The sequence below is a fragment of the Rhizomicrobium sp. genome (genome assembly GCA_037200985.1).
Classification (GTDB): Bacteria; Pseudomonadota; Alphaproteobacteria; order Micropepsales; family Micropepsaceae; genus Rhizomicrobium.
The window spans coordinates 84,875-107,156 of the sequence record JBBCGJ010000001.1 but is presented as its reverse complement, the minus strand read 5'-3'; the positions used below and the strand labels follow the sequence as shown (position 1 = coordinate 107,156).

Genomic DNA, 22,282 nt, shown 5'->3' with positions numbered 1-22,282 from the left:
GGGCGTTCGCCCGCTCCAACCTCCGCCATTGCCGCGTCCCTTCGCTTCCACGTGCGGATCGGCGGGAACAATCCTATTGACCGCCCGACCCCGGGTCCCTATTCATACTATAGTTTGTTGATAGACTATCAACATAAGTGCGTGGCGTTGCAGCAGCTAGAGCAGGGGTATTTACGTGTCTTCATTTCATTCGGCCGGCGCGACGCGCGCCGGAGCAAAATCCTCGTCCATCCGATTGGCGTTGCTGGCGGGCAGTGCCGTGCTCCTCGCGTCCAGGACGCACGCCGCGGATGCCGATGGGGGCGGAACCGCCGCGATCGAAAGCGTCGAAACCATCGTCGTGACCGGGCGGCACCGCGCGGAAAACAACCAGGACGTCCCGCTTCCGATTTCCCTCATCGCCGGCGACAACCTGAAGCTCGAACACGCGGACCGTATCGCCGACTACGCCGACAAGGTCCCGAATTTCTCAGCCGTGCAGCAGAACACCCGCGTGTCGCAATTCTCGATCCGCGGTCTGGGCGGCAACGCCAATTTCGACGGCGTCGAATCGGGCGTCGGCCTGATCGTGGACAACGTCGTGTTCACCCATGTCGGCTTCAGCTGGTTCGATTTCGTCGATCTCGATCACGTCGAGATTCTCCGCGGCCCGCAGGGCACGCTGCTCGGCAAGAACACCACCATCGGGGCCGTCGTGATCACGACCCAGGAACCGAGCTTCACGCCGGAAGCGAATTTCGAAGTCAGTTACGGCAACCACGACCGGGAGCAGATTCGCGCCAATGTGACGGCGCCGATCATCGATGACGAACTCGCCTTCCGCCTGACGGTATCGGGCGACAAGGGCAATGGCTGGATCAAGAACAATTTCAACGACGACCACCTGCTCGATACCGACCGCTGGTCGGTGCGCGGCCAATTGCTGTTCACGCCCACGAGCGACTTCCGCGATCGGCTGATCATCGAGCACAACCAGACCGATGAGATCAACAATTACTATCCCGCCATCACCGACCCGAACTTTGCCAATGGCGCGCCGCGGGTGGGCTGGTCGAAGCTTTTGCAGGGCGTCTTCGGCTACACGCCGATTTTCGACCTGACCAAGGGCGCCAACCTCGATACCCAGGGTATCACCCACTCCTCGGTCAACGGCATCTCCAATCAGGCGGACTGGACCGTCGCCGACCACACGATCACGTCGATCACGGCGTTCCGCAGCCTGCGCTTCCGGCCCTACAACGACTCGGATCTGTCGCCCTTCCCGATCTTCCGCGGCGGCTATGACGTGGACGTGTCGCAATATTCGCAGGAATTGCGCGTCGCCTCGCCCACGGGCCAGACCTTCGAATACCAGGGCGGCGCCTACCTGTTGCACGAGCGCGTGCTCAGCAACAATCGCGACATCTTTTTCTCGGATGCCTCGGCGTTCCTTCTGGGCAACCCGGCCGCCCCGCCGGCGCTCCTGAACGGCGTGGAATACGACCAGTTCGGCCGTGCCACGACGGACAGCTATGCCGGATTCGCGCAAGGCACCTGGCACGTCACCGACGCCGCGACAATCACCGGCGGCCTGCGCTACACCTGGGAGCACAAGGCCGGTTCCGACGTCGCCACGTCGTTCGGCGGCGCGCCGCTCACCGGCGTGGCGCTTGCCACGCGCAATGCGGTGATCGCCAGCTTCGGCGGACCGTTCTCCGTCGCCCAGCAGAAGGATTTCGGCTCCGTCTCCTGGCTGATCAATCCGTCCTACAAGATCGACGAGAACATCTTCGCCTATTTTTCCGTGAGCCATGGCGAGAAATCGGGCGGCATCAACACGACCGCCGCGCCCGGCATCCCCGTCATCATCAAGCCGGAGAGGGCCACCGACTACGAAGCCGGCGTGAAGACGACCTGGCTGGACGGACGGCTGATCGCCAATCTCGACCTCTACTGGAACGACATTTCGGACTATCAGGCATCGGCGGCGGTCACGACGGGTCCGACGACGAAGATCTTCCTGACCAATGCGGCCAGCGTGCGCCAGCGCGGCGTCGAACTGGAGACCACCTACCAGCCGCTCGACAATCTGACGATCTCGCTCAGCGGCGCCTATAACGACGCGACGTTCGTTTCCTACGACGACGCGCCGGCGCCGATCGAGCTGACCAACGTCACCAAGTCGGTGAACCTGTCCGGCTATCAGCTTCCGGGCGCGCCGAAGTGGAATGCGCAGCTCAACGTGAACTATGAGGTGCCGCTGGACGGCGATTTCACCGGTTTCACCTACCTGAACCAGACCTTCCGTTCCAAGACGTCGCTGTACAATCCGGTCTCGCCCTATGCCTATCAGGACGCCTATGGGCTGACCAATTTCGGCATCGGCGTGCGGACGAGCGACGGCAAATACGCACTGCGCTTCTGGTCGAAGAATCTGGCCGATCAGCGCTATCTGATCGGCATCGGCGGCGCGTCTGCCATCACCCCGGTCGTCGGCGTGCTGGGCGACCCAAGGACGTTCGGCGTCACCTTCGACGCGCATGTGGAATAGGAACGAGGCGGCGATGGCGAGCGCGGTCGCCGCCGTTCACTCCGTATCGGAAGGCAGGTCATCCATGTATCGCAGAACGCTATCGGCCGCCTGTGTCGCCCTGTTGGCGCTCACGGGCGCAAGCCATGCCGGGGCCGGCACGTCATATCAGGTGGAGTGGGTTTACCGGATTCAATACGGCCACCAGAGCGAATGGTGGAAGATATTCCAGAAATACCAGATCGCCATTCTCGATCGCGAGAAGCAGCTCGGATATGTCACGGCCTATACCGTGGATCGACCCGGCCTTCACACGAGCGAGGATTCGCGCTGGGACTATCGCATCGTGATCACATATCCGGACTATGCCGCCACGACGCACGAACGGGAGGTCGAGCGCCAGCTCTTCCCCGATCGGACGACACTGGAACGCGATGAGCAGAGGCGATGGGAACTGACCCTGAACCACTGGGACCTGCCCATCCGGGAGATCGATCCGCACGCCGCGGACGATTGACGCGGGCGGCCGGTCGCGGCGCCTATCTCGGCAGGCGCACCACGATGGATCCGGGCTTCATCTGCGCGCCCGGATCGACGGCGTGTGCCGGGCGCAACCCCGCCACGGCCAGGAACAGCGCCGCGAACACCGCATAGCCGATCAGATCGGACGTGCTGAATTTGCGCATGAATCTCCCCTGACGACGGCCGCGGCGCTCATGACCAACAATATCGCCGCGCAGCCGAAAAGGCAATATAGTCTAGTTGAATGATAGAGTATATATGGTAAGATCGGAGAGACGCGGTGGGTACGGCGGCGTGAAAAGGATGGGGAGCAATTCGCATGCCGCGCTGTCGACGCCTGCCATCCTGTTCGCGGGGGCGGCCGGCGACGTCTCGGCCATCCTGATCCGCTCGACGAACATCGCCACACCGAAGGCGGGGGGCGTGCGGACTGTCCCGACCCGGCCGAACCTTTCCTCGATACCGTCAACCAGGAGACCGACATGGGTTTGCATGAGAAGATCAAGGACACCGAACTGAAGCATCGGCCCGTCGCCGGGCGGATCGGCGCCGAGATATCCGGCATCAGGCTCGGCGGCGATCTCGACGCCGGGACCGTGGCGGCCATCCGCCAGGCGCTTTTCACGCACAAGGTCATCTTTTTTCGCGACCAGCATCACCTGACCGATGCGGATCAAGAGGCCTTCGGCAAGCTGCTGGGCAATCTGGTACCGCATCCGACCGTCCCGAAGATCGAGGGGACCGAAGTCGCCCTCAACATCATCTCGGACGGCAGCTACGCGGCCAATCAGTGGCACACCGACGTGACCTTCGTGGACGCCTATCCCTTGGCATCGATCCTGCGCGCCGTCCATCTGCCGCCCAAGGGCGGCGACACGGTGTGGGCCAACACCGCCGCCGCCTATGAGCACCTGCCGGTGCCGCTGCGCGAGCTTGCGGACAAGCTTTGGGCGCTGCACACGAACGCCTTCGACTACGCCGCCACGCGCCCCGACGCGACGGCGGATCGCCTGAAGCGTCACACCAACGTCTTCGCCTCCACGATCTACGAAACGGAGCATCCGCTCGTCCGCGTCCATCCGGAGACCGGCGAGCGCACGCTGGTACTGGGCAATTTCGCGCAGAAGATCGTCGGGCTGAACAGGGACGATTCCGCGCGTCTCATCGCCATCTTCCAGGACCACATCACGCGGCTGGAGAACACGGTGCGCTGGCATTGGGCGCTCGGCGACGTCGCCATCTGGGACAACCGCGCCACCCAGCATTACGGCATCGGCGACTTCACCGAAGCGCGCGAACTGCACCGCGTCACCATCGACGGCGACGTGCCGGTCAGTGTGGACGGCAGATCGAGCGTCACGCGCCGCAAGGAGGTGCGCGCTCCCGACCTCAAGATCGCGGCCGAATAGCGGGCGATGCGTTGTTTCTAGTCGGCCGGCGGCGAACGCCCGGCTGTTTTCGGGATTGACGACGATGTCCGGAACCGCCTCTCGAATGCTGCAAGCGGGCATGCCTGCCGAAGCCGGCGAAAGCCCTGTGGCGGCGATCCGGCTTTGGGGGCCCTGCCCCTGGAGCGACGCGCTCTCGGATTACGACCGGCGCCATATCGCGATCTATGCGCGCCTGCTGCACGACGAATCGGAAGGCGCCTCGGAAGCGGAGCTCGCGCAGGAGATCTTCCGCATCGATCCGCGCGCGAACCGCGATCGCATGCAGCGCGTCGTGCGATCGCATCTGCAGCGCGCGCACTGGATCGCCGACACCTTGTTTCCGATGCTGGATTGGTAGTCAGGCGGCGGTGCGGCGCTTCTGCTTCTGTGGCGTCTTTCGGGCCTTCTCCATCAACAGGGCGCTCGCCAGCGTGGTGTGGTCCAGAATGTCGGACGCCGCGTCCCGCACGCGACGCATGCTCTGGCGGACCAGGCAATTCGCCTCGTCCTTGCAGTCCTTGCAGCGGCGATAGGCCGTGACGCTCGCGCAGGCGATCGGCGCCAGCGGGCCATCGATGATCCGGACGATCTCGCCAAGCGTGATCTCGCTCGGCGGCTTGGCCAGCGCATAGCCGCCGTGCTGGCCCCGCACGGTTCGGATCAGGCCCTGACCCCGCAATTCCAAAAGGATGAGATCGAGAAACTTCTTCGAGATGTTTTCCTGCGTCGCAATGCCCCACGACTGCAACAGCTCGCCCGGCGCAAGGCGCGCCAGCGCGAACATCGCCTTGAACGCGTATTTGGCTTTGTTTGACAGCATTTGATCCCCAGCTGCGCCCTGTATAGCCAGCCGACGGCCCTATCGCAATACGACGAGACCGGTTAGTATATCGATGTACTAGACTATTCGGAGGCCGAAATGAGGCAGGACGCCGGTTGGACGCGGAGCGCGCCCGCGATTCCTGTGCCGTCTGCGGAACCGCGTCTGGTTTGGGAAGCGCATGCCGGCCAGCCGGCATCGGCGGCCCTCGACGTGATCGCGCAGCTCGCGTGCCGCGCACCGCAGCCTTTCGACGATATCGAGGAGTTTCGGCGGCGCTACGAGGCGTGCCGCAAGCCGTTTCTGGCCGATCGCGTGGCGGTCGACAGCGTCTTTCATGTCCATCCCCGCGGCGGCGACGGGCCGGCGGTGAGCGTCATCCGTCCGGCCGGCAGCACGGGCCGAAAGGCCATGCCCGCCCTTCTCTTTCTGCACGGCGGCGGCTGGACGGCCGGGACGTTCGACATCTACGAACCGCTCTGCCGCCAGCTCGCGAACGCGACCGCCGGCATCGTCATCTATGTGCATTATCGTCTGGCCCCCGAGCACCCCTTTCCGGCGGCCTTCGAGGACGCGCGCGCCGCCCTGCGCTGGGCACATGCCAACCAGGGCTGGCTCGGAATAGATCCCGATCGCATCGGCCTTGCCGGCGACGGCGCGGGCGGCAATCTCGCCGCCGCGGTCTGTCTGGCGGAGTGCAACGAGGCGACGGGCTATCAGCCCCATCGCCAGATTCTTCTTTATCCGTGTCTCGACATGTCGGCCTGCATGCCGTCGCACAAGGCCATGGGCGACCGCTATCTGCTCACGGACAAGACGCATCGCTGGTACCGCCAGAACTATGCTGCCGGCCACGGCAAGCCGGGCCTGTGGCGCCTCTCGCCGCTGTTCGCCTATGACGTCAGCCTGCTTCCGCCGTCGGTCGTCCTCTATGCCGGGTTCGATCCGCTGCGCGACGAAGCGGCCGCTTATGCCGGACGATTGCGGGAGAACGGCGTTCCGGTCGAGACCCTCTATTTCCCCGACATGATCCACGACTTCATGCTGCTGGGCGGCGCGCTTCCGGCGGCCGATGTCGCCGTCCGGCGTGTGGCGCAGGCCATCGCCGGTCTGCCGGCGGCTCGCCCCAGAAAGCAGGGGTTTGCCTCAGGACCCGGAATCTGCGCGCTCAGGGACGAAGCCTGACATCCGCTCCGTCGAGGGGCGCGCGGACGTCGCAGCCGCGACCGGCGCAGCCGCATCCGCCGTCGCCCAAGCCGCCCATGGGCAGGATCAGCCCCGGATACAGCCACTGATAGCCGCCCGCCGACCGGCACTCGCATGCGCAGACCCCGACCCGCGGCCCGTATGGCACGGCATCGGATGAAACGCCGAACTCCGGCGGCCGGCGAAACGCATCGGCGAGCGTCCGTGCGATTCCGGCATAGAAGCGGCGCATGCCGGCGGCCTCAGAACGGCTCGGCCCAGGGCCGCAGATCGAGCTCCAGCGTCCAGGCGCTGCGGTGCTGATGATGCAGGACCCAATAAGTTTCGGCGATGGCGTCGATGTCGAGCAAGCCGTCCGGTCCGCGCTGCTCGCGCAGTAGCGGCAGGCGCGACAGGAGACGTTCGCCGCCTATGCCGCCGTCGATGACGATGTGCCCGACGTGAATGTTCCTGGGTCCGAACTCTCGCGCGATGCTCTGGGCCAATGCCCTGAGCGCGGCCTTCGCCGCCGCGAAAGGCGCGAAATTCGCCTTGCCCCGCAGGCTGCCGGATGCGCCGGTGAAAAACAGCGAACCGCCGCCGTTTCCGAGCAGTACGGGAAGCGCCTTCTGCGCGACATGAAATCCGCCCAGCACATGCTCGCGCCAATGCTGTTCGAACGTCTCCGGCGCGACCTTCAGGAAGGGCGCCGGCTGGTTGCTGCCGGCATTGTGGATGACGACCGCCAAGGGCGCGCGCCGGTTGGCGGCGGCGACGAAGCGCGCCACATCGGCGGGATCGGACGCGTCGCCGACCAGGGCTTCGACGTCGGCGCCAAGCGCCCTCGCCGTCTGCGCCAGCTTCGTCGCGTTGCGGCCGGCGATCGTCACGGAGAAGCCGCCGGCGGCGAACCGCTTGGCAATCGCGGCGCCCAATCCCTCCCGGGCACCGACGCCAACGACCAGTACGCTTTGTGTCATCATGCGCTCCTGTTGCCGGCCGTCGTCAACGCGGTCGTATAAAGTCTATCGTGCCAGTATAGTATGTCCAGCGGAAACGCCCGCCGCGCGTTGCGCCGGCGCTTCCCTTTGCGCGAGCACGGCGCGCGCGATCCGGCGGGCCTGCTGGGCGATCTCCGGCATGGCGGTGGTTTCCCACCACGCGCCGCGCGTCAGCGCGCCCATGGCGAACAAGCCTTGCTGAGCGGCGCCGTCCTGATCGAGCACACGGTTGCTGTCATCCACGCCGATGCCGAGATTGGCCGGTCCCGGCCGCGCCAGGCCGCGCGCGATCAGGGTTTTCAGCAGTGTTCCGGGGCTGCGCTCGACATCGGAGTTCGGGCCGCTGCAGTTCACCACCCGACCGAACACCGCCTCGAGCCGGCCCGTCGGCGTGGCGATGCGCGCCAGGACCGAATTGCAGCGGGCCGTCAGCGTCACAAGGCGGCCGCGAAGGACTTCGACCCGCCCATCGGCGATGGCCTCCGCCATCTGGCGGCCCTGATGGGGGGCAACGCGGTGGCGGTGCGTGTTGAAAGCGGAAAGGCCATGGCGCAGCACCCGACGCTTGTCCGCTTCGCCCAGGGCCGCCCAGACCTCCGGCCAATGCGGGCGCATCGCATCGATGAAGGCCTGCCATTCCGGCGCCGGTGCACCTCTCCTCACCGCCGAACGCAGACTTTGCAGAAGGACCGAAGACCGGACGGGATAAGGACCGGGAAGCGCCGCGCCCACGCCGTGCGCGACATGGATCTGGGGCAACCGCCCATGGCGCGACATCAGGACGATTTTTCCGCGATGTCCCCGGCCGATCAAAGACAAGGCGGTATCGATCGCCGTAAGGCCGCTGCCGACGATGAGAACGCGCGCCGTGGGTTCGCCCGACCATGCCGTCCAGGGGTCGTCGACGATCGCATGCGAGACCGCGTCATCGGACGACTGCAGCAGCGGCTGCGGCGGTCCGTGACCGGTCGCGAGAACGACGCTGTCGGCGGCAAGAACGCCGGCGGCGTGGAAGACGCACCACCCGCCCTGCTGTCTTCCGAGACCGACAACCTCGGACGACACGATGTTCAAGTCGATCTTCCCGCCGAACTGCAGCCGCGTCTGCTCGACCAGGTCCACGAGATAGCGACCGTACAATTCGCGCGGGACGAAGCTGTGGGCCCAATCGGGGACATGAATCTGCTGCTGCGCAAGCCAAGCGAGGAACTGGTCCGGTTCCTGGGCGTCTGCCGACATTTTTTCAGCCGGGACGTTGAGCACATGCGCAGGGTCTTCCGTCGCATAGGCAACGCCCTTTGCGGCGTGCGGGCCTGATCCCACGATGGTGACGGCCAATGGGCCTTGGGCGTTCCGCGCCAGGGCGCGGAACAAGGCGGCCGATGCCGCGCCGTTCCCGCAAATCGCCACATCCTGCCGATTCACCGTCGCTCCTCCTGTGGTTTTTCAGACAACGGCGCATCCCGACTTTTGTGGCAGGCGCCCCGCGATTTTGCGGCCATGCCATGCACCGAACGCAGGCAATAGTCTATTGACTAAGTAGAGTATCGACGATCCAATGCGGGTGCGCAATCGGAAATATCGGAGGCTCGGATGAACATTCACCACCTCGACTCGCTCAGCGGCGTGCGGGCAACGCTCCACTATCAGATCCGCACCGGCATCAAGCCGTACAACTATACTTTCGAGCCGCCGCCCGGCGTCTCGCCGCGCTCCGGCGAGGTGAACAGCATCGAGAACGTGCTGATCCGCGACGGCCGCGCCGTCGCCGACGAACTGTCGCTGGACGAACAGGGCTTCGCGCTGCGCCGCCACGAAAGCCGCGTGTCGGACTTCTACGACGAGGACGAGCTGCGCAACGTCTACTATCCCGAGATCGAGGCGCTCCTGAAGCGCGAGACCGGCGGCGACAAGGTCGCGATCTTCGATCATACGATCCGATCGGTTCCGAAGGCCAAGGACGGCGTCGCCGGCATGCGCGAGCCGGTCCGCCGGGTTCACAACGACTACACCGAGTTCTCGGGCGTCCGCCGGGCACATGAGAACCTGACCTGGGAAGAGGCGGTCGAGCGGCTGCGCTATCGCTTCATCGAGGTGAACGTCTGGCGGCCGATCCGCGGGCCGCTCGAGGATACGCCGCTCGCGGTTCTCGACGGACGCACCCTGGCGAGGGAAGACCTGATCCCCAGCGACCTCATCTATCGCGACAAGGTGGGAGAGACCTATGCCGTCCAATACAATCCCAAGCATCGCTGGTTTTACTTCCCGCGCCTTGAGCGCGACGAAGTCGTGCTGATCAAGGGATACGATTCCGACATCACCAACCCGGCGCGCTTTGCACCGCATACCGGGTTCGACGATCCGACGACGCCGCCGACCGCGCTGCCGCGCGAAAGCATCGAGGTGCGGGCGATGGTGTTCTTCGGACCCACGCCGTGAGCGCCGCCGCCGATCTCGGCGAGCGTCTTGCCCTATGCGAGGCGGGTCAGGCCGACCGGGCGCTGCGGGACGATGCAATCGCAGGCGCGTCGGAGAATGCGGTGCGGCTGTGGAACGTCTGTCCCTCGGCCGACGCGCTGACGGATTACGACAAGCAGCATCTCAGCACGTATAACTGGCTGCTGAACGCGGAATTCGAGGGCGCGTCTGAGCGCGAGATGGCGCGCGCCATATTCCGGATCGATGTCGACGAGCATCCCGCCTGGGCGCTGAACGTCGTCCGCACGCATCTCGACCGCGCGCACTGGGTCCGCGACAACGAAATTTCCTATCTGGACTGGTAGGATCGACAGTGGCGGCGCGCGGGTTCCGCCGGGCCGTCAGGCCCGCACGTCGTCCGCGGCCAGGTTCGAGAACCGCGTGAAGCGGGAATCGAAATGCAGGTCGATCTTGTTGGTCGCGCCGTGGCGGTGCTTCTCGACCAGCACTTCGGCGCGATTGGTGGCGCGATCGAGCTTTTCCATCCACTTGGCGTGATCGGGCGAGCCGGGATCGGGCTCGCGGGTCTTAAGGTAATACTCCTCGCGATAGACGAACATCACGACGTCGGCGTCCTGCTCGATCGAGCCGGACTCGCGAAGGTCCGACAGAACCGGACGCTTGTCGTCGCGGCTGTCGACCGAGCGGGAGAGCTGCGACAGCGCGATCACCGGCACGTCGAGCTCCTTGGCGAGCACCTTGAGCGATTTCGAGATCTCGGTGATCTCCTGCACCCGGTTCTCGGCGCGGCCGGTGCCTTCGACGAGCTGGATGTGATCGATGATGACGCAGCCGATGTTCTTCTCGCGCTTCAGGCGCCGCGCGCGCGCCGCGATCTGCGCCACCGAGATGCCGCCGGTGTCGTCGATGTAGAGCGGCAGGGTCGAGAGGTCCTGCATGGCGAGCACGAACTGCTCCCATTCGGTTTCCGTGAACTTGCCGTTGCGGATCTTCCACATCTCGATCTCGGTCTGCTCCGACAGGATACGGGCCGAGAGCTGCTGCGCCGCCATTTCCAGGGAGAAGAAGAGCACCGGCGCGCCGCTCGGCACCTCGGCGCCGCTTTCGAGGTCGCGCACATAGGCGCGGGCGGTATGGAACGCCATATTGGTGGCAAGCGAGGTCTTGCCCATGCCCGGACGGCCGGCGAGGATGAGAAGGTCCGACGGCTGCAAGCCGCCGAGCAGCGAGTCTATATCGGTGAAGCCGGTCGCGAGGCCGGAGATGCGCCCACCCCGCGCCTGCGCCTTCTCGGCCAGTTCCACCGTGCGGCGCAGGCTTTCGGCGAAGTCGATCGGGCCGGCGCCGTATTTCGAGGTTTCGCTGACGCGGTAGAGCGCCTTTTCCGCCTCCTCGATCTGCGCCTTGGGCGGCTTGTCGTGCGGCGCCTCATAGGCGGTGTTGACGATGTCCTCGCCAATGCCGATCAGGGCGCGGCGCACGGAAAGATCGCTCAGGATGCGCGCCAAATCGCGCACATTGGGGATCGCGGGCGCCGCCTGGGCGAGGCCGGCGAGATAGGCGTGGCCGCCGACCTCGATCAGGCCGGGGTCGGCCTTCATCGCGGCGTGCAATGTCAGGGGCGTCAGCACCATGCCGCCGCGGTCGGACGACGCCAGCATCACCTCATAGATGCGCGCATGCAGCGGATCGTAGAAATCCTCCGCCTTCAGGATCGAGGTGACGCGCTCGATGGCGTGGTTGTCGACGAGCATCGCGCCGAGCAGAGCCTGCTCGACCTCGATGTCGTAAGGGACGTGACGGTAAGCTTCGTGTTCCATTTCTTATTTTTCTTCTGACCCCGGCGCCCGCGCGAGGGCAAACGCGCGAAAGACCGAATCAAGCGATGCAAGTTCGTCGCGGCAAGCGCGGCGCGGCGTTATGAACAGGTAATTTACCCGGGCTCCGCGCCCGTGATGCGTCAAACGCGCGATGCGCCGCAGCGTCGCAACGCGCGGCCATCTTTCCTGTGCATGAAACGCGATATTCGATCATCGCTTTGCGAATGTGCTTGCATAGATTTCCGGCTTGAAGCCGACAAGCCGCTTGCCGCCGAGATCGAGCACCGGGCGCTTAATCATCGACGGCTGCGCCAGCATCAGCGCGATCGCCTTGCGCTCGGTGACATCTTCCTTCTCCGAGTCAGGAAGTTTGCGAAAGGTGGTTCCGGCGCGGTTGAGCAGAACCTCCCAGCCGAGTTCCTTGCTCCAGGATTCCAGACGGGCGCGGTCGATGCCCTGCGTCTTGTAGTCGTGGAACACGTAGGCCACGCCATGGCCGTCGAGCCAGGCGCGCGCCTTCTTCATCGTGTCGCAGTTCTTGATGCCGTAGATCGTGATCGTCATGCCGCCTCTATTGGGCGCCCAGCGGCCGGCGCACAAGATGCACATGGCGGGTCCGGCCGACGAGGCTGTGCACAAGAACGATGTCCCGCGCCGTCCAGGAGATCGGCGCGATGGGCGCTTCGTCGGCTGCGCGCGCATCGTAAAGCAAGGTCATGTGCGGCGTGAACGGCCCGCGCGCGAACCGCCCGAGCTTGTGACGGGAAAGGGCCGCGCCGAGCGAAGCCCGCATTGCCTTGAGCGGTGCGCGATTCTCGCCGGCCAGCAGCACGAAGGGATAGTTGCCGTCGCTCCGAAAACTGACGGCGCGATCGAAGGTGACGACGAAAGACGGCGCCTGCACATCTTCGAGAGCATCCCCTGCCCGCGCGGGGATGGACGGCGGCAGAACCTCCCAATCGCCGAGGGAAAACAAGGTGACGTGCAGATGCTCCGGCTTGATCGGCCGGCCGGTGAAGCGGTGAGCCCGTTTCAACCCTTGGGCAAGCGCCGCCACGCGCGCCGCGATGGCGCCATCGGGCACCAGCGCCAGGAAGAGCCGGTCAATGTCACCACGCGAGGCGGCGGCCGGCCCGGGATCGGTTGAGGCATACGACATGATGAGAACATATCAGGAACGAAGGCTGCGGGCAACGCTTTCGCGGCCGCGCGGCGGCAATGGTCTTGCTCGAACTGTTGGCCGGATGTCGCCGGATCCCGCTTGAGCTTCGATGGATATCTAATTAGATATCCGTGAAAGGAGAGCGCGATGACCGAGACCCTGCTCGAATTTTTCAAGGCGATGGCGCATGAGAGCCGGCTCAAGATCGTCGGCCTGCTGGCGGGCGGCGAGCGCAGCGTGCAGGATTTGGCGGACGCGCTCGGCCTGAAAGAGCCGACGGTATCGCATCATCTGGCGATCCTGAAGGCGCAAGGCATCGTGACCGCGCGGGCCGAGGGCACCACGCGCTGGCACGCCCTCGACCGCGACGCATTGGAAAAGCTGGCACGGCGCGTATTGCAGCCCTCGTCCATGGCGGCCGAGGCGCCGGCCGGTGCCGACGCATCGGACGCCAAGGTCCTGCAGGGCTTTGTCGCGGCCGACGGCACGCTCAAGCAGATTCCGGCGAGCCGGAAGAAACGCGGCGCGGTGCTGCGCTGGCTGATGCGCGACTTCGCGGCGGACCGGCGCTACACAGAGGCCGAAGTGAACGAAGCGATCCAGGCCCATCACTGGGACAGCGCGACGCTCCGGCGCGAACTGATCGGCCATCACATGCTGGCGCGCAAGGATCGCATCTATTGGCGCCTGCCCGAAGGCGAATGGAGAGCCGGCCGCGAGGCGTGAGGACCTAGCCGCGGAGCGGCCAGCGTCCGAGATGCACATGCTTCGTCTGGCCGAGCAGGCTGTGCACCAGCACGAAATCGGCGACCCGCCAGGTGACGGGCGCGACCGCGGCCGGCTTGGCGCGCTTCTCGTCGCGCAGAAGCGTGACATGCGGCTTGAAATCGCCTTGGGTCGCGCCGCCGAGCCCGTTCTTCTTCAACGCGGCACCCAGGGCCTGCTGGAACGCCCGCAAAGGCGTCGCGCCCGGCTCCGCCAGCAGAACGAAAGGATAGACGCCCGTCCGGTTCGCGAAACTCTCGACGCGGCGACAGGTGACGTCGAACGGTGTGGCCGCCACTTCCATCGCGGCCTTGCCCGCAAGATCGACGATTTCCGTGGGCAGCGCATGCCAGTCGCCGAGATGGAACAGCGTGATGTGCAGATGCTCGGGCAGGATCAACGTGCCGGAGAAACCGTTCCTGTTCTTGAGATCGTCGGCCAAGGCGCGGATTTGCGCCGCCGTGCCGGCATCGGGCAGGACAGCGAAAAAGATCCGATCCTTCTGCGATGCTCCGAATTTGCGGCGGGGATGGCGCGGTGGCATGTGCCGATCATAGGAGTGTGGCGAAGAATTTGGAATTCAACGACGCGACACGACGTTTCGCCAGAAGCGTTGCAGGCCGTCGAGGCCGCCCGCTGTCGAACTCCAGATCGTCGTATCGCAGATCAGCACGCTGCCGGGGAACACACCGGGCTTGCTTTGCAGCAGGGCATCGAAATCCTTTCGGCCTCCGGCGGTGAAGGGATGCGGCGGGGCGCCGAGATCGATCGGCTGGCGCGCCAGCACATCGAGATTCCCCGCGCTATCGCCCAGCCTCTCGAAATGCGGCAGATGCGGATGGAGGTTGAAGGTCCCGACGCCTTCCATCAATCCGGCCCGATCGAGTCCGGCGGCGATGTCGAGCGGTGCGGGCGAGCCGTCCGGCAGTCTCGCGGGACGCAGGCCGAAGCGGTTGCGGACCGGCAGGCCCAGCCCGGCCAGAAGCGAGAGGCCGAAATCGCCGAAGCACTGCCTTGCCGGAATGGCGGGATCGCCGTGGTGATGGAATTCGAGCTCCCGCCGCGCCAGTCTTTCGTCCGTGGGCAGATCATCGGCATTGCCGATATCATGGTGGGGACATATGACGAGCGTGTGGTCGGGATCGTCGAGAAACGACCGGATGGCGGCGATCTCCGCGGCGCTCGCCTGCTGCCGCGTCCGGGACGAGTCGAAGCTGATGACGACGAGCGTGTCGACGCCCGCGAGAAATCCGGCGTCGAGCGCGCACAGGCCGGCGTCCGTCCGGCGTTCGGCGCGGCGGACGGGATTTGCGGTCCAGGAGGACGCCAGATCGGCGAACAGCCTGAAATTCGCCAGTTGTATGTTGTCGAGAAATCCACCGATGCCCTGATCGAATTTCGCGGGATCGGCGAAGTGTTCGTGCCGCGGCCAGAACATCCGGCGCAGCTCGAACAGCGCCGGAAACCGGTCCTCCAGAACGCCGAGCGGCGCTGCCACCTCGTCCGGGCGGCTCCAGGCGAAATACAGCGCGACTTGCCGGCCCGCCATCACCCGCCTCACCCCGGCGCCGATTCGGTACGGCCGTCCGGCGCTGCCGGCAAGGCCAGCCGCACCAGCGCCACCGCGCCCGGTACGACCATGGAGAAAACGGCGATGAGCCTCAGCTCCGGCAGCCGCCACGGCGACAGGTATTGCAGCGAAAACAGGCAATAGAGCGCGACCGGCAGGGCGGCGAAGAGGCCGCCGAAGCGGTAGGCCGCGCCGTCGCGCCTGGCCACCAGCCGATCGACGGTATCGAATGCGAGATAGATCACGAACGTGTTCGCCACCCAGCCGAAATAATTGTGCAGCGGCACGCCGAAATGGGGTCCGCCGTCCAGCCACACCCAATTGTGGGCGGCCGCCATCGGCGGGTCCATCACCATATCCCAGCCGGTCATGGTCAGGGCGGAGAGCAGCGCCAGCGCCACCATGCCGAGGGGCCGGCGCAAATCCACGCCGCGCAGCAGCGACTGTGCCACCACCCAGGAGGGATAGATCATCATGAACCAGCCCAGCGGGACGAGCACCGGTACATGGCCGAGCTTCGGCCCCAGCATGTCGCTGTAATAATAGCGGCCGAAGACGAGTCCTGTGCGCACGCCCGCCTCTTCCGCGATGAAGGAGATGACCACCGTCAGCCCGAAGAACAGGGCGGTACGCCCCGCACCCAGCCTCAGCCCCGCATGCAGCAGCGAGAAGGCCGTAAAGGTCGGCACGAAGACGAGATCGCCGCCCGACGGCAAGTCGACCCAGGGATAAACGATGTTGGTGACGATGAAATAGGCGACGAGGGCGAACAGTCCCCCGTCGACGACCCGCAGGACGCGTTCCATCTTATTCCCCGAATGCCGACAAGACACACAGAATAAGACCATTCGCACGGGATGAAAACCGCCGCGCCGCAGACCGCGTCATCCCGGCGCGGCGGTCAAGATGGGGACCTGTCCCCATCTTGCAGCGTCATGTGGGCGGAGAAATACGCCAGCATTTCGCTGATCGAGAACAGCATATCGCTGGTGTTGCCCTGCTGCTCGTAGCGGCCGTTCACCTTGGTCCACAGATCGAGGTTCATGCCGTCGACGCCCGTGGTCAGATAAGGTCCGATCGGCGCGTAGCCCGGCCGCGACTTGGCGCGGACCAGATGCTGGCCGCCCTCGGCATCGACCTGGGTTGCGCGATCGGAGACATCGTTGATGCAGACATAGCCGAAGATGTAGCCGGCAGCTTCGGCGGCCGCGATGTCCTGCGCCTGCCGTCCGACCACGATCGCCAGCTCCACTTCCCAATCCAGCTTGGTGCCGGGATTGGGCCCGCGCGAGATCGGATCGTCGGGCCCGGCCAGCGCGGTGATCGCGCCCTTGCCGGTTTCGAGAAGCGATTTCAGGCTGAGCAGGAAGACCGCCCATTTGGTGCTGCAGTGGTGCATGAACTCCACCGGCCCGCGCCAGCCTTCATGCTTGAAGAGGACGATGATCCAGTCGCCGTTCGATTGTATGTCCCAGCTTATCGTCGTGCCGATCCATTCCTGCGGACCGTCCACCACCCGCCACAACACGTGCCGCGTGGGCTCAAGCTCCAGAACCCTCATGTCGAAGCCGCCATTGCCGAAGCGGCCGACGCGCTTGACGACCTTCTTCCAGCCATTGCCCAGGTTCGTGAACGCGGTCCGGTTCTTCGGCAGCACGAAGCCGGAGTGGACGACGCGCAGGCGCGTGCCATTTGCGACCCTGGACAGCGAGAAGGTGACGACGGTGTCGAGCTTCGAACCGTATCCGGCGTTTGCCTCGTCCCCGCCCTTCCAGGCATAGACGAGGCGCTTATTCGCGATCACCTCCAGCACCTGGCAATGAATGACGCCATCCCACGCGCCGGCCGGTGTCGTCTGGAGGGTGAAGCGATTGCCGGTCACAGCCTCGAAGCCCGTCGGCGTCATGCCGAGCCAGCGCGCCATCAGTGCGCCGTTCGTCAGCGTCATCCAGATCGTCTCCGGCGTGTGCGGGAAGACGTCCTCGACCACGATTTCCTGGGTTTGGGTGTTCACTGCGGTCTGGCTCACGGATCGATCTGCTTGAGAAGGGCTCTGAGATTGACGAACCGCTTGCGCCAGAAAACGTCGTAGTGGCTCATCCAATCGAACAGCGGTGCGAGGCCTTCGGGGCGGACGCGGTAGAAGACGTTGCGGCCTTCGGGCCGCTCCGCGACGAGACCTGCCAGTTTCAACGTCTTTATGTGCTGCGAGATGGCGCCCTGCGAGACCCCGCTTCCGCGCGTGAGTTCGCCGACAGTGATCTCGTCCGATTTCACCACCCGCTCAAAGACGGCGCGCCGCGTGGGATCGGCCAAGGTGCGAAAAACAGTGTCGATGGCGGCTGCTTGGGTCATGACGATCATATTAGTGACGGCTAATCAATTAGTCAACACTAATGCGATGCGATTGACATCTTCAGCGGATGCGCGTGTGGCAGGCAAACGATCGCTCGCCGGACTTATGCCGCCAGCAGCACTTTGCCGGCGGCGCGATCAGGCTGCGGGAGAGTCGATGTCCGATCGGCGCACCACCCGGTCGCCGGTAGCGGTTCCCGGAGCAACCGCTTCGCCGCACGCGGCGCAGCGCATGTCCACGTGCAGCTCGGCGCCGCAAGAATGGCGGAAAGGGACGACGTTTTCCGGATCGTCGCGCACGAACCTGTCGCCCCAATCGCGGATCGCATGCAGAACGCCGAAGAGCTGCTCACCGGCCTCGGCGAGCCGATACTCATATCGGGCCGGACGCTCCTGATAGAGCTTCCGCCGCACGACGCCGGCGGCCTCCAGCGATTTCAGTCGTGCGGCCAGGACGTCGCGCGGGGCGCCGGTGTTGAACGCGATGTCGTCGAAGCGGTACTGACCAAGTGCGATCTCGCGAAGGGCGAGCAGCGCCCATTTCTCGCCGATGACTTTCAGGGCGGCCTCGATGGAACAGATTCTGGGGTCGGCGATGCGTGGGGTTCTCATTTCGGCCTTTTATCGCCCGCTTCGTGGATTTGCAATCCAAACCCATTGACGTGGTAACGGCGACGTGGTCTGACCAGAAAGGATTGGTTTTTCCAATCCACTTCAGCCAGAGGATAGTTGCGATGGGATTTGTCTCCGACTCGGTCGATACCCGCCATATCCAAGGAAAGTCGGCGATCTATGCCTATCGCGATTTCGGTGCCGCGCATGCCGGCCCGCCCGTGGTGCTGCTTACGCGTTTCCGGGGGACCATGGATCACTGGGATCCCGCCTTCCTGGACATTCTCGCCTCCGAGCGTCGTGTGATCCTTTTCGACAATGCGGGTGTCAGCGCGAGCACCGGCGAAGTCGCAACGACCTTTGCGGGGATGGCCGAAACCGCCGTCGATTTCATCGCCGCGCTCGGTCTGAAGGAGGTCGACCTGCTCGGCTGGTCGATCGGCGGGTTCGTCGGCCAGATGATTGCCTTGAACCATCCGGGCCTGGTTCGGCGCCTGCTTGTCGTGGGCAGCGGTCCCGGCGGCGTGCCGGGTTCGTCCGCGCCCGATCCGAAAGTGGTGCAGACGATGACCGCTCCGGTCAGCACCGAAGAGCACTTCCTATATCTGTTCTTCGGCCTTGACGAAGCAAGCCAGCGCGCCGGCAGGCAATCGCTGAAGCGCCTCGAGCCGCGTCTGTCGGCGTCGCACGCCGAAGTCAGCGCGACGGCCTGGGGCCGGCAGCTCCAGGCGATCATGACATGGGCCGGCGGGGACGGCTCCGCCTGGGACCGCCTGGAAGAAATCGCCGTTCCCGTGCTCGTCGCCAACGGCGCGCATGACGTGATGGTGGATGCGGGCGACTCCTTCGCCATGGTGCGGCGCCTAAAGACCGCGACGGCGCTGTTCTACGGCGATGCCGGCCACGCCTTTCTGTTCCAGCATCCCGACGAATTCGGCAAGGCGACGCTCGATTTCCTCCGTTGACCGGCCGCGGCGTCTTTTCTTCGCGGCTCAGGCTTCGCCTCGTTCAAGACCGTTACCGACTGGAGAAACCATGAGCTATTTCACCACCAAGGACGGCACCGAGCTTTACCTCAAGGACTGGGGAACCGGACAACCTGTCGTCTTCCTCCACGCCTATGCCCTGAACGCCGATACGTTCGAGGACCAGATGTTCTTCCTCGCGTCGAAGGGCTACAGGGTCGTCGCTTACGATCGTCGCGGACATGGACGGTCCAGCCAGCCCTGGGACGGCAACGACGTCGACACCTATGTCGACGACCTCCACGAACTCCTGAAATTCCTCGATCTGACCGATATCGTCCTGGTCGGCCACTCCACCGGCGGTGGTGTCGCCGGGCGCTATATCGGCAAGTACGGCACGAGCCGCATCGCCAAGGCGGTGTTCATCGGCGCAACGGTCCCCGTGGTCAAGCAGACACCGGGAAACCCGAACGGGATACCGCCGGCCTATTTCGACGGATTGCGGGAGAGGGTCCTGACGGATCGCGGCCAGCACTTCAAGGCGATGATTGCGGCGCACTTCTCGACCAACCGCGAAGGATCGAGCGTTCCGCAGAGCGATCTGGACCTGAACTGGGGCATGACGATGCTCTCCGGCTTCCCGGCCTCCTACTTCGGAATCGCCGCCTTCGCCGAGACCGACGTCACCGAGGATCTCAAGACGATCGATGTCCCCACACTGATCCTTCACGGCGACGACGACCAGATCGCGCCCGTGGCGAACGCCTATATCGCGGCGAAGCTCGTCCGCGACTCGACGCTCAAGATCTATCCGAAGGCTCCCCATGCGATGACGACGACGCACAAGAGCCAAGTGAACGCCGATCTGCTGGCGTTCCTTCGCGCATGAGCGGATTCCTGCAGGGCAAGGTCGCCGTGATCACCGGCGGCAGCAGCGGACTCGGCCTGGCGACGGCGAAGCGTTTCGTTGCCGAAGGGGCCTTCGTCTTCATCACCGGCCGCAGGCGGCGGGAATTGGACAAAGCCGCCGCCGAGATCGGCACAGATGTGGTCACCATTCAGGCGGACTCTTCGATTCCGGCCGACCTCGACCGCGTTTACGCGACGATCGGCGATGCCAAAGGCAAGCTCGACATCGTCTTCGCCAATGCTGGCGTCCTGGTCCCCGCGCCGCTCGGCCAGATCTCCGAGGATGCGATCGATTCGATGCTATCGACGAATCTGAAGGGCATCATTTTCACGGTCCAGAAGGCGCTCCCCCTCCTTACCGAGGGTGGCTCGGTGATCCTCACGGGCTCGACCCTGGCCAACAAGGGATTGGCCGGCCGCAGCGTCTACGCGGCCACGAAGGCGGCCATCCGGGCGCTGGCACGCAGCTGGATCGTCGATCTGGCGGGCCGCGGGATCAGGATCAACGTGGTGAGCCCCGGCGCCATCGCGACGCCGGGACAGCTCGGCGCGTCGCCCGACACGGAGGCCGCTCAGCGCCGGCTTGCGCATATCGCATCCCAGACGCCGCTCGGCCGGGTTGGGACGGCCGAGGAGATCGGAAACGTGGTGGCGTTCCTGGCGTCCGACGCCTCCAGCCTCATCAACGGCGCCGACATCCAGGCCGACGGCGGCTGGGCGCAAATCTGAGGGCCTGTTCCCGACGGCGCCGCCGCGTTCCGTATACAAGCCCGCATCCAGCGTCGGCGCAATCGAAGGGTCGCTATCCGTGGGCCGAAGCTTGGCTGTCACGAGTCCGCGGTATGGGAGAGACGCAGCGCGGTTCGGGATGTTGCAGTGGAAAGTCGTTTTCAGCGGGCGCTGTCGAAAAGCAATCCCGTCATTTTCACCGCCGTCGCCGGGCTGGCGGGATTCTCGGCCTATTTCGCGATGTACGCTTTCCGCAAGCCGTTCACGGCGGCAACGTATGACCATGTGCTCGGCTGGCATTTCGCGCTCGACTACAAGATCGCCCTGATCGTCGCCCAGGTGGCCGGCTACGCCCTCTCCAAATTCATCGGCGTGAAGGTGATTTCGGAGATCGAGCCGCGCCGCCGCGCCCCGGCCATCATCGGGCTGATCGGCGTCTCGTGGCTGGCGCTAGTCGCCTTCGCCCTCTTCCCCGCCCCGTGGAACGTCGTCACCCTCTTCGTCAACGGCCTGCCGCTCGGGATGATCTGGGGCCTGGTGTTCGGCTTCATGGAGGGTCGTCGCGTATCCGAGGTCCTGGCCTCGATGATGTGCGCCAGCTTCATCCTGTCGTCCGGCGTGGTGAAGTCCGTCGGCGTCTGGCTGATCCAGGCCTGGCATGTCGATCGGTTCTGGATGCCGGCGGCGACGGGGGCGTTGTTCATGCCGCTGCTGCTCGCTTCGGTCTGGGTGCTCGGCCGATTGCCGCCGCCGGGCGCCCGCGACGAGGCCGAGCGGGTCAAGCGCCTGCCGATGAACGGTGCCGAGCGCGCCGAGTTCCTGAGAGCCTATGGGCCGGGTCTGATCGCCATCGTGTTCGCCTATATCCTCCTGACCGCCTTTCGCGATTTTCGCGACAACTTCGCCGCCGAGATCTGGACCGCCCTGGGGTATGGCGGCGAGGCTGAGATATTCTCCGCCAGCGAATTGCCGGTGGCGATCATCGCCCTGATCGGGATGGCGGCGGTGATCGCGGTCCGCGACAATCGGCGGGCCCTGATGGTCATTCATGCGATGGTGGGAGGCGGGTTTGTGCTGCTGGGTCTCTCCACGCTGGCGTTCCAGATGCATCTGGTCTCGCCCCTGGTGTGGATGATCCTGGCCGGATCGGGCCTCTATATCGCCTACAATCCGATCAACGCCGTGCTGTTCGACCGGCTGGTGGCGGTCAGCGGACGGGTCGCGAATGCCGGCTTCCTGATCTATGTGGCGGACTCGTCCGGTTACATGGGCAGCGTGGCGCTTCTGCTCTGGCGCAATTTCGGCCAATCCTCGCTCAACTGGCTGCAGTTCTTCACGATGGGCGCCTATGTCACCGGAATCGGCGGCGCCGCCGCGACCCTCGCCGCGGCCATCTATTTTTACCGCCGCTCCCTGGACCGGAGCATCGGCGCGGGCGGCGTGGCCGCGCCCCTGCCCGCCGCGTCGCTCTCCGGTGGCGCCTGAGAAA

The 22,282-nt window shown here is 65.1% G+C and carries 26 protein-coding genes; 12 read left to right on the top strand and 14 right to left on the bottom strand.

The window, feature by feature from the left end:
- The first annotated feature begins 259 nt into the window (after window positions 1-259).
- On the top strand, window positions 260-2,530 hold the full coding sequence (locus WDN01_00545; GenBank protein MEJ0024486.1) for a TonB-dependent receptor: 2,271 nt from the start codon (window positions 260-262) through the stop codon (window positions 2,528-2,530).
- 64 nt (window positions 2,531-2,594) lie between these two features.
- A complete protein-coding gene (locus tag WDN01_00540; protein MEJ0024485.1) occupies window positions 2,595-3,026 on the top strand; it encodes a hypothetical protein in 432 nt (143 codons plus the stop codon).
- Between the two features lie 22 nt (window positions 3,027-3,048).
- Here the strand turns inward: WDN01_00540 and WDN01_00535 are convergent, their stop codons facing one another.
- A complete protein-coding gene (locus WDN01_00535; protein ID MEJ0024484.1) occupies window positions 3,049-3,195 on the bottom strand; it encodes a hypothetical protein in 147 nt (48 codons plus the stop codon).
- Window positions 3,196-3,513: 318 nt separating this feature from the next.
- Between WDN01_00535 and WDN01_00530 the strand changes: the two genes are divergently transcribed.
- Window positions 3,514-4,440: a TauD/TfdA family dioxygenase gene (locus WDN01_00530; protein ID MEJ0024483.1), complete on the top strand. Its 927-nt coding sequence runs from the start codon at window positions 3,514-3,516 to the stop codon at window positions 4,438-4,440.
- A 100-nt stretch (window positions 4,441-4,540) separates the two neighbouring features.
- Window positions 4,541-4,819, top strand: coding sequence for a DUF2285 domain-containing protein (locus tag WDN01_00525; protein ID MEJ0024482.1), 279 nt, complete (start codon window positions 4,541-4,543; stop codon window positions 4,817-4,819).
- On the opposite strand, the gene WDN01_00520 is transcribed toward WDN01_00525, so the two are convergent.
- Window positions 4,820-5,281, bottom strand: coding sequence for an Rrf2 family transcriptional regulator (locus WDN01_00520; GenBank protein ID MEJ0024481.1), 462 nt, complete (start codon window positions 5,279-5,281; stop codon window positions 4,820-4,822).
- A gap of 144 nt (window positions 5,282-5,425) precedes the next feature.
- On the opposite strand from WDN01_00520, the gene WDN01_00515 reads away from it, so the two are divergent.
- Entirely contained in the window at window positions 5,426-6,466 is a 1,041-nt protein-coding gene (locus WDN01_00515; GenBank protein ID MEJ0024480.1) for an alpha/beta hydrolase, read from the top strand.
- Here the strand turns inward: WDN01_00515 and WDN01_00510 are convergent.
- The 3 genes from WDN01_00510 to WDN01_00500 are packed head-to-tail and all read right to left on the bottom strand — an operon-like array spanning window position 6,450 to window position 8,892.
- Window positions 6,450-6,719: a hypothetical protein gene (locus WDN01_00510; GenBank protein MEJ0024479.1), complete on the bottom strand. Its 270-nt coding sequence runs from the start codon at window positions 6,717-6,719 to the stop codon at window positions 6,450-6,452. The genes WDN01_00515 and WDN01_00510 overlap by 17 nt on opposite strands.
- A gap of 10 nt (window positions 6,720-6,729) precedes the next feature.
- Window positions 6,730-7,446: an SDR family NAD(P)-dependent oxidoreductase gene (locus tag WDN01_00505; protein ID MEJ0024478.1), complete on the bottom strand. Its 717-nt coding sequence runs from the start codon at window positions 7,444-7,446 to the stop codon at window positions 6,730-6,732.
- Between the two features lie 45 nt (window positions 7,447-7,491).
- Window positions 7,492-8,892, bottom strand: coding sequence for an FAD/NAD(P)-binding protein (locus WDN01_00500; protein MEJ0024477.1), 1,401 nt, complete (start codon window positions 8,890-8,892; stop codon window positions 7,492-7,494).
- Window positions 8,893-9,060: 168 nt separating this feature from the next.
- Here WDN01_00500 and WDN01_00495 point away from each other — a divergent pair, with 168 nt between their 5' ends.
- On the top strand, window positions 9,061-9,906 hold the full coding sequence (locus WDN01_00495; protein MEJ0024476.1) for a CmcJ/NvfI family oxidoreductase: 846 nt from the start codon (window positions 9,061-9,063) through the stop codon (window positions 9,904-9,906).
- On the top strand, window positions 9,903-10,250 hold the full coding sequence (locus tag WDN01_00490; protein MEJ0024475.1) for a hypothetical protein: 348 nt from the start codon (window positions 9,903-9,905) through the stop codon (window positions 10,248-10,250). Before WDN01_00495 ends, WDN01_00490 begins: the two co-directional genes overlap by 4 nt.
- 36 nt (window positions 10,251-10,286) lie before the next feature.
- Here WDN01_00490 and WDN01_00485 read toward each other — a convergent pair whose 3' ends face one another.
- The 3 genes from WDN01_00485 to WDN01_00475 form a co-directional block, all read right to left on the bottom strand.
- A complete protein-coding gene (locus WDN01_00485; GenBank protein ID MEJ0024474.1) occupies window positions 10,287-11,726 on the bottom strand; it encodes a replicative DNA helicase in 1,440 nt (479 codons plus the stop codon).
- Between the two features lie 210 nt (window positions 11,727-11,936).
- Window positions 11,937-12,290, bottom strand: coding sequence for an ArsC family reductase (locus WDN01_00480; protein ID MEJ0024473.1), 354 nt, complete (start codon window positions 12,288-12,290; stop codon window positions 11,937-11,939).
- 7 nt (window positions 12,291-12,297) lie between these two features.
- The gene (locus tag WDN01_00475; protein ID MEJ0024472.1) at window positions 12,298-12,885 is read right to left on the bottom strand and encodes a 2'-5' RNA ligase family protein; all 588 of its coding nucleotides are present in this window, start codon (window positions 12,883-12,885) and stop codon (window positions 12,298-12,300) included.
- A gap of 150 nt (window positions 12,886-13,035) precedes the next feature.
- Between WDN01_00475 and WDN01_00470 the strand changes: the two genes are divergently transcribed.
- Complete coding sequence (locus WDN01_00470; GenBank protein MEJ0024471.1) at window positions 13,036-13,614, top strand: metalloregulator ArsR/SmtB family transcription factor; 579 nt, start codon at window positions 13,036-13,038, stop codon at window positions 13,612-13,614.
- A 4-nt stretch (window positions 13,615-13,618) separates the two neighbouring features.
- On the opposite strand, the gene thpR is transcribed toward WDN01_00470, so the two are convergent.
- The 6 genes from thpR to WDN01_00440 all read right to left on the bottom strand — a co-directional run bounded on the left by thpR (window position 13,619) and on the right by WDN01_00440 (window position 18,190).
- On the bottom strand, window positions 13,619-14,197 hold the full coding sequence (gene thpR, locus WDN01_00465; GenBank protein MEJ0024470.1) for an RNA 2',3'-cyclic phosphodiesterase: 579 nt from the start codon (window positions 14,195-14,197) through the stop codon (window positions 13,619-13,621).
- A gap of 36 nt (window positions 14,198-14,233) precedes the next feature.
- Window positions 14,234-15,202 (bottom strand): hypothetical protein, encoded by a 969-nt coding sequence (locus WDN01_00460; protein ID MEJ0024469.1) that lies wholly within the window; start codon window positions 15,200-15,202, stop codon window positions 14,234-14,236.
- An 8-nt stretch (window positions 15,203-15,210) separates the two neighbouring features.
- Complete coding sequence (locus WDN01_00455; GenBank protein ID MEJ0024468.1) at window positions 15,211-16,029, bottom strand: carotenoid biosynthesis protein; 819 nt, start codon at window positions 16,027-16,029, stop codon at window positions 15,211-15,213.
- Between the two features lie 95 nt (window positions 16,030-16,124).
- Window positions 16,125-17,252 carry a fumarylacetoacetate hydrolase family protein gene (locus tag WDN01_00450; GenBank protein ID MEJ0024467.1) on the bottom strand — a complete coding sequence of 376 codons (1,128 nt, stop codon included), beginning with the start codon at window positions 17,250-17,252 and terminating at the stop codon, window positions 16,125-16,127.
- On the bottom strand, window positions 17,249-17,578 hold the full coding sequence (locus WDN01_00445) for a metalloregulator ArsR/SmtB family transcription factor (GenBank protein ID MEJ0024466.1): 330 nt from the start codon (window positions 17,576-17,578) through the stop codon (window positions 17,249-17,251). Before WDN01_00445 ends, WDN01_00450 begins: the two co-directional genes overlap by 4 nt.
- A 138-nt stretch (window positions 17,579-17,716) precedes the next feature.
- Window positions 17,717-18,190 carry a helix-turn-helix domain-containing protein gene (locus tag WDN01_00440; GenBank protein ID MEJ0024465.1) on the bottom strand — a complete coding sequence of 158 codons (474 nt, stop codon included), beginning with the start codon at window positions 18,188-18,190 and terminating at the stop codon, window positions 17,717-17,719.
- Window positions 18,191-18,312: 122 nt separating this feature from the next.
- Here WDN01_00440 and WDN01_00435 point away from each other — a divergent pair, with 122 nt between their 5' ends.
- The 4 genes from WDN01_00435 (at window position 18,313) to WDN01_00420 (ending at window position 22,278) form a co-directional block, all read left to right on the top strand.
- Entirely contained in the window at window positions 18,313-19,155 is an 843-nt protein-coding gene (locus WDN01_00435; protein MEJ0024464.1) for an alpha/beta hydrolase, read from the top strand.
- A gap of 70 nt (window positions 19,156-19,225) precedes the next feature.
- Window positions 19,226-20,044: an alpha/beta hydrolase gene (locus WDN01_00430; protein ID MEJ0024463.1), complete on the top strand. Its 819-nt coding sequence runs from the start codon at window positions 19,226-19,228 to the stop codon at window positions 20,042-20,044.
- A 26-nt stretch (window positions 20,045-20,070) separates the two neighbouring features.
- A complete protein-coding gene (locus WDN01_00425) occupies window positions 20,071-20,793 on the top strand; it encodes an SDR family oxidoreductase (GenBank protein MEJ0024462.1) in 723 nt (240 codons plus the stop codon).
- Window positions 20,794-20,940: 147 nt separating this feature from the next.
- Window positions 20,941-22,278, top strand: a complete 1,338-nt coding sequence (locus tag WDN01_00420) for a DUF5690 family protein (GenBank protein ID MEJ0024461.1) — start codon at window positions 20,941-20,943, stop codon at window positions 22,276-22,278.
- Window positions 22,279-22,282 lie beyond the last annotated feature (4 nt).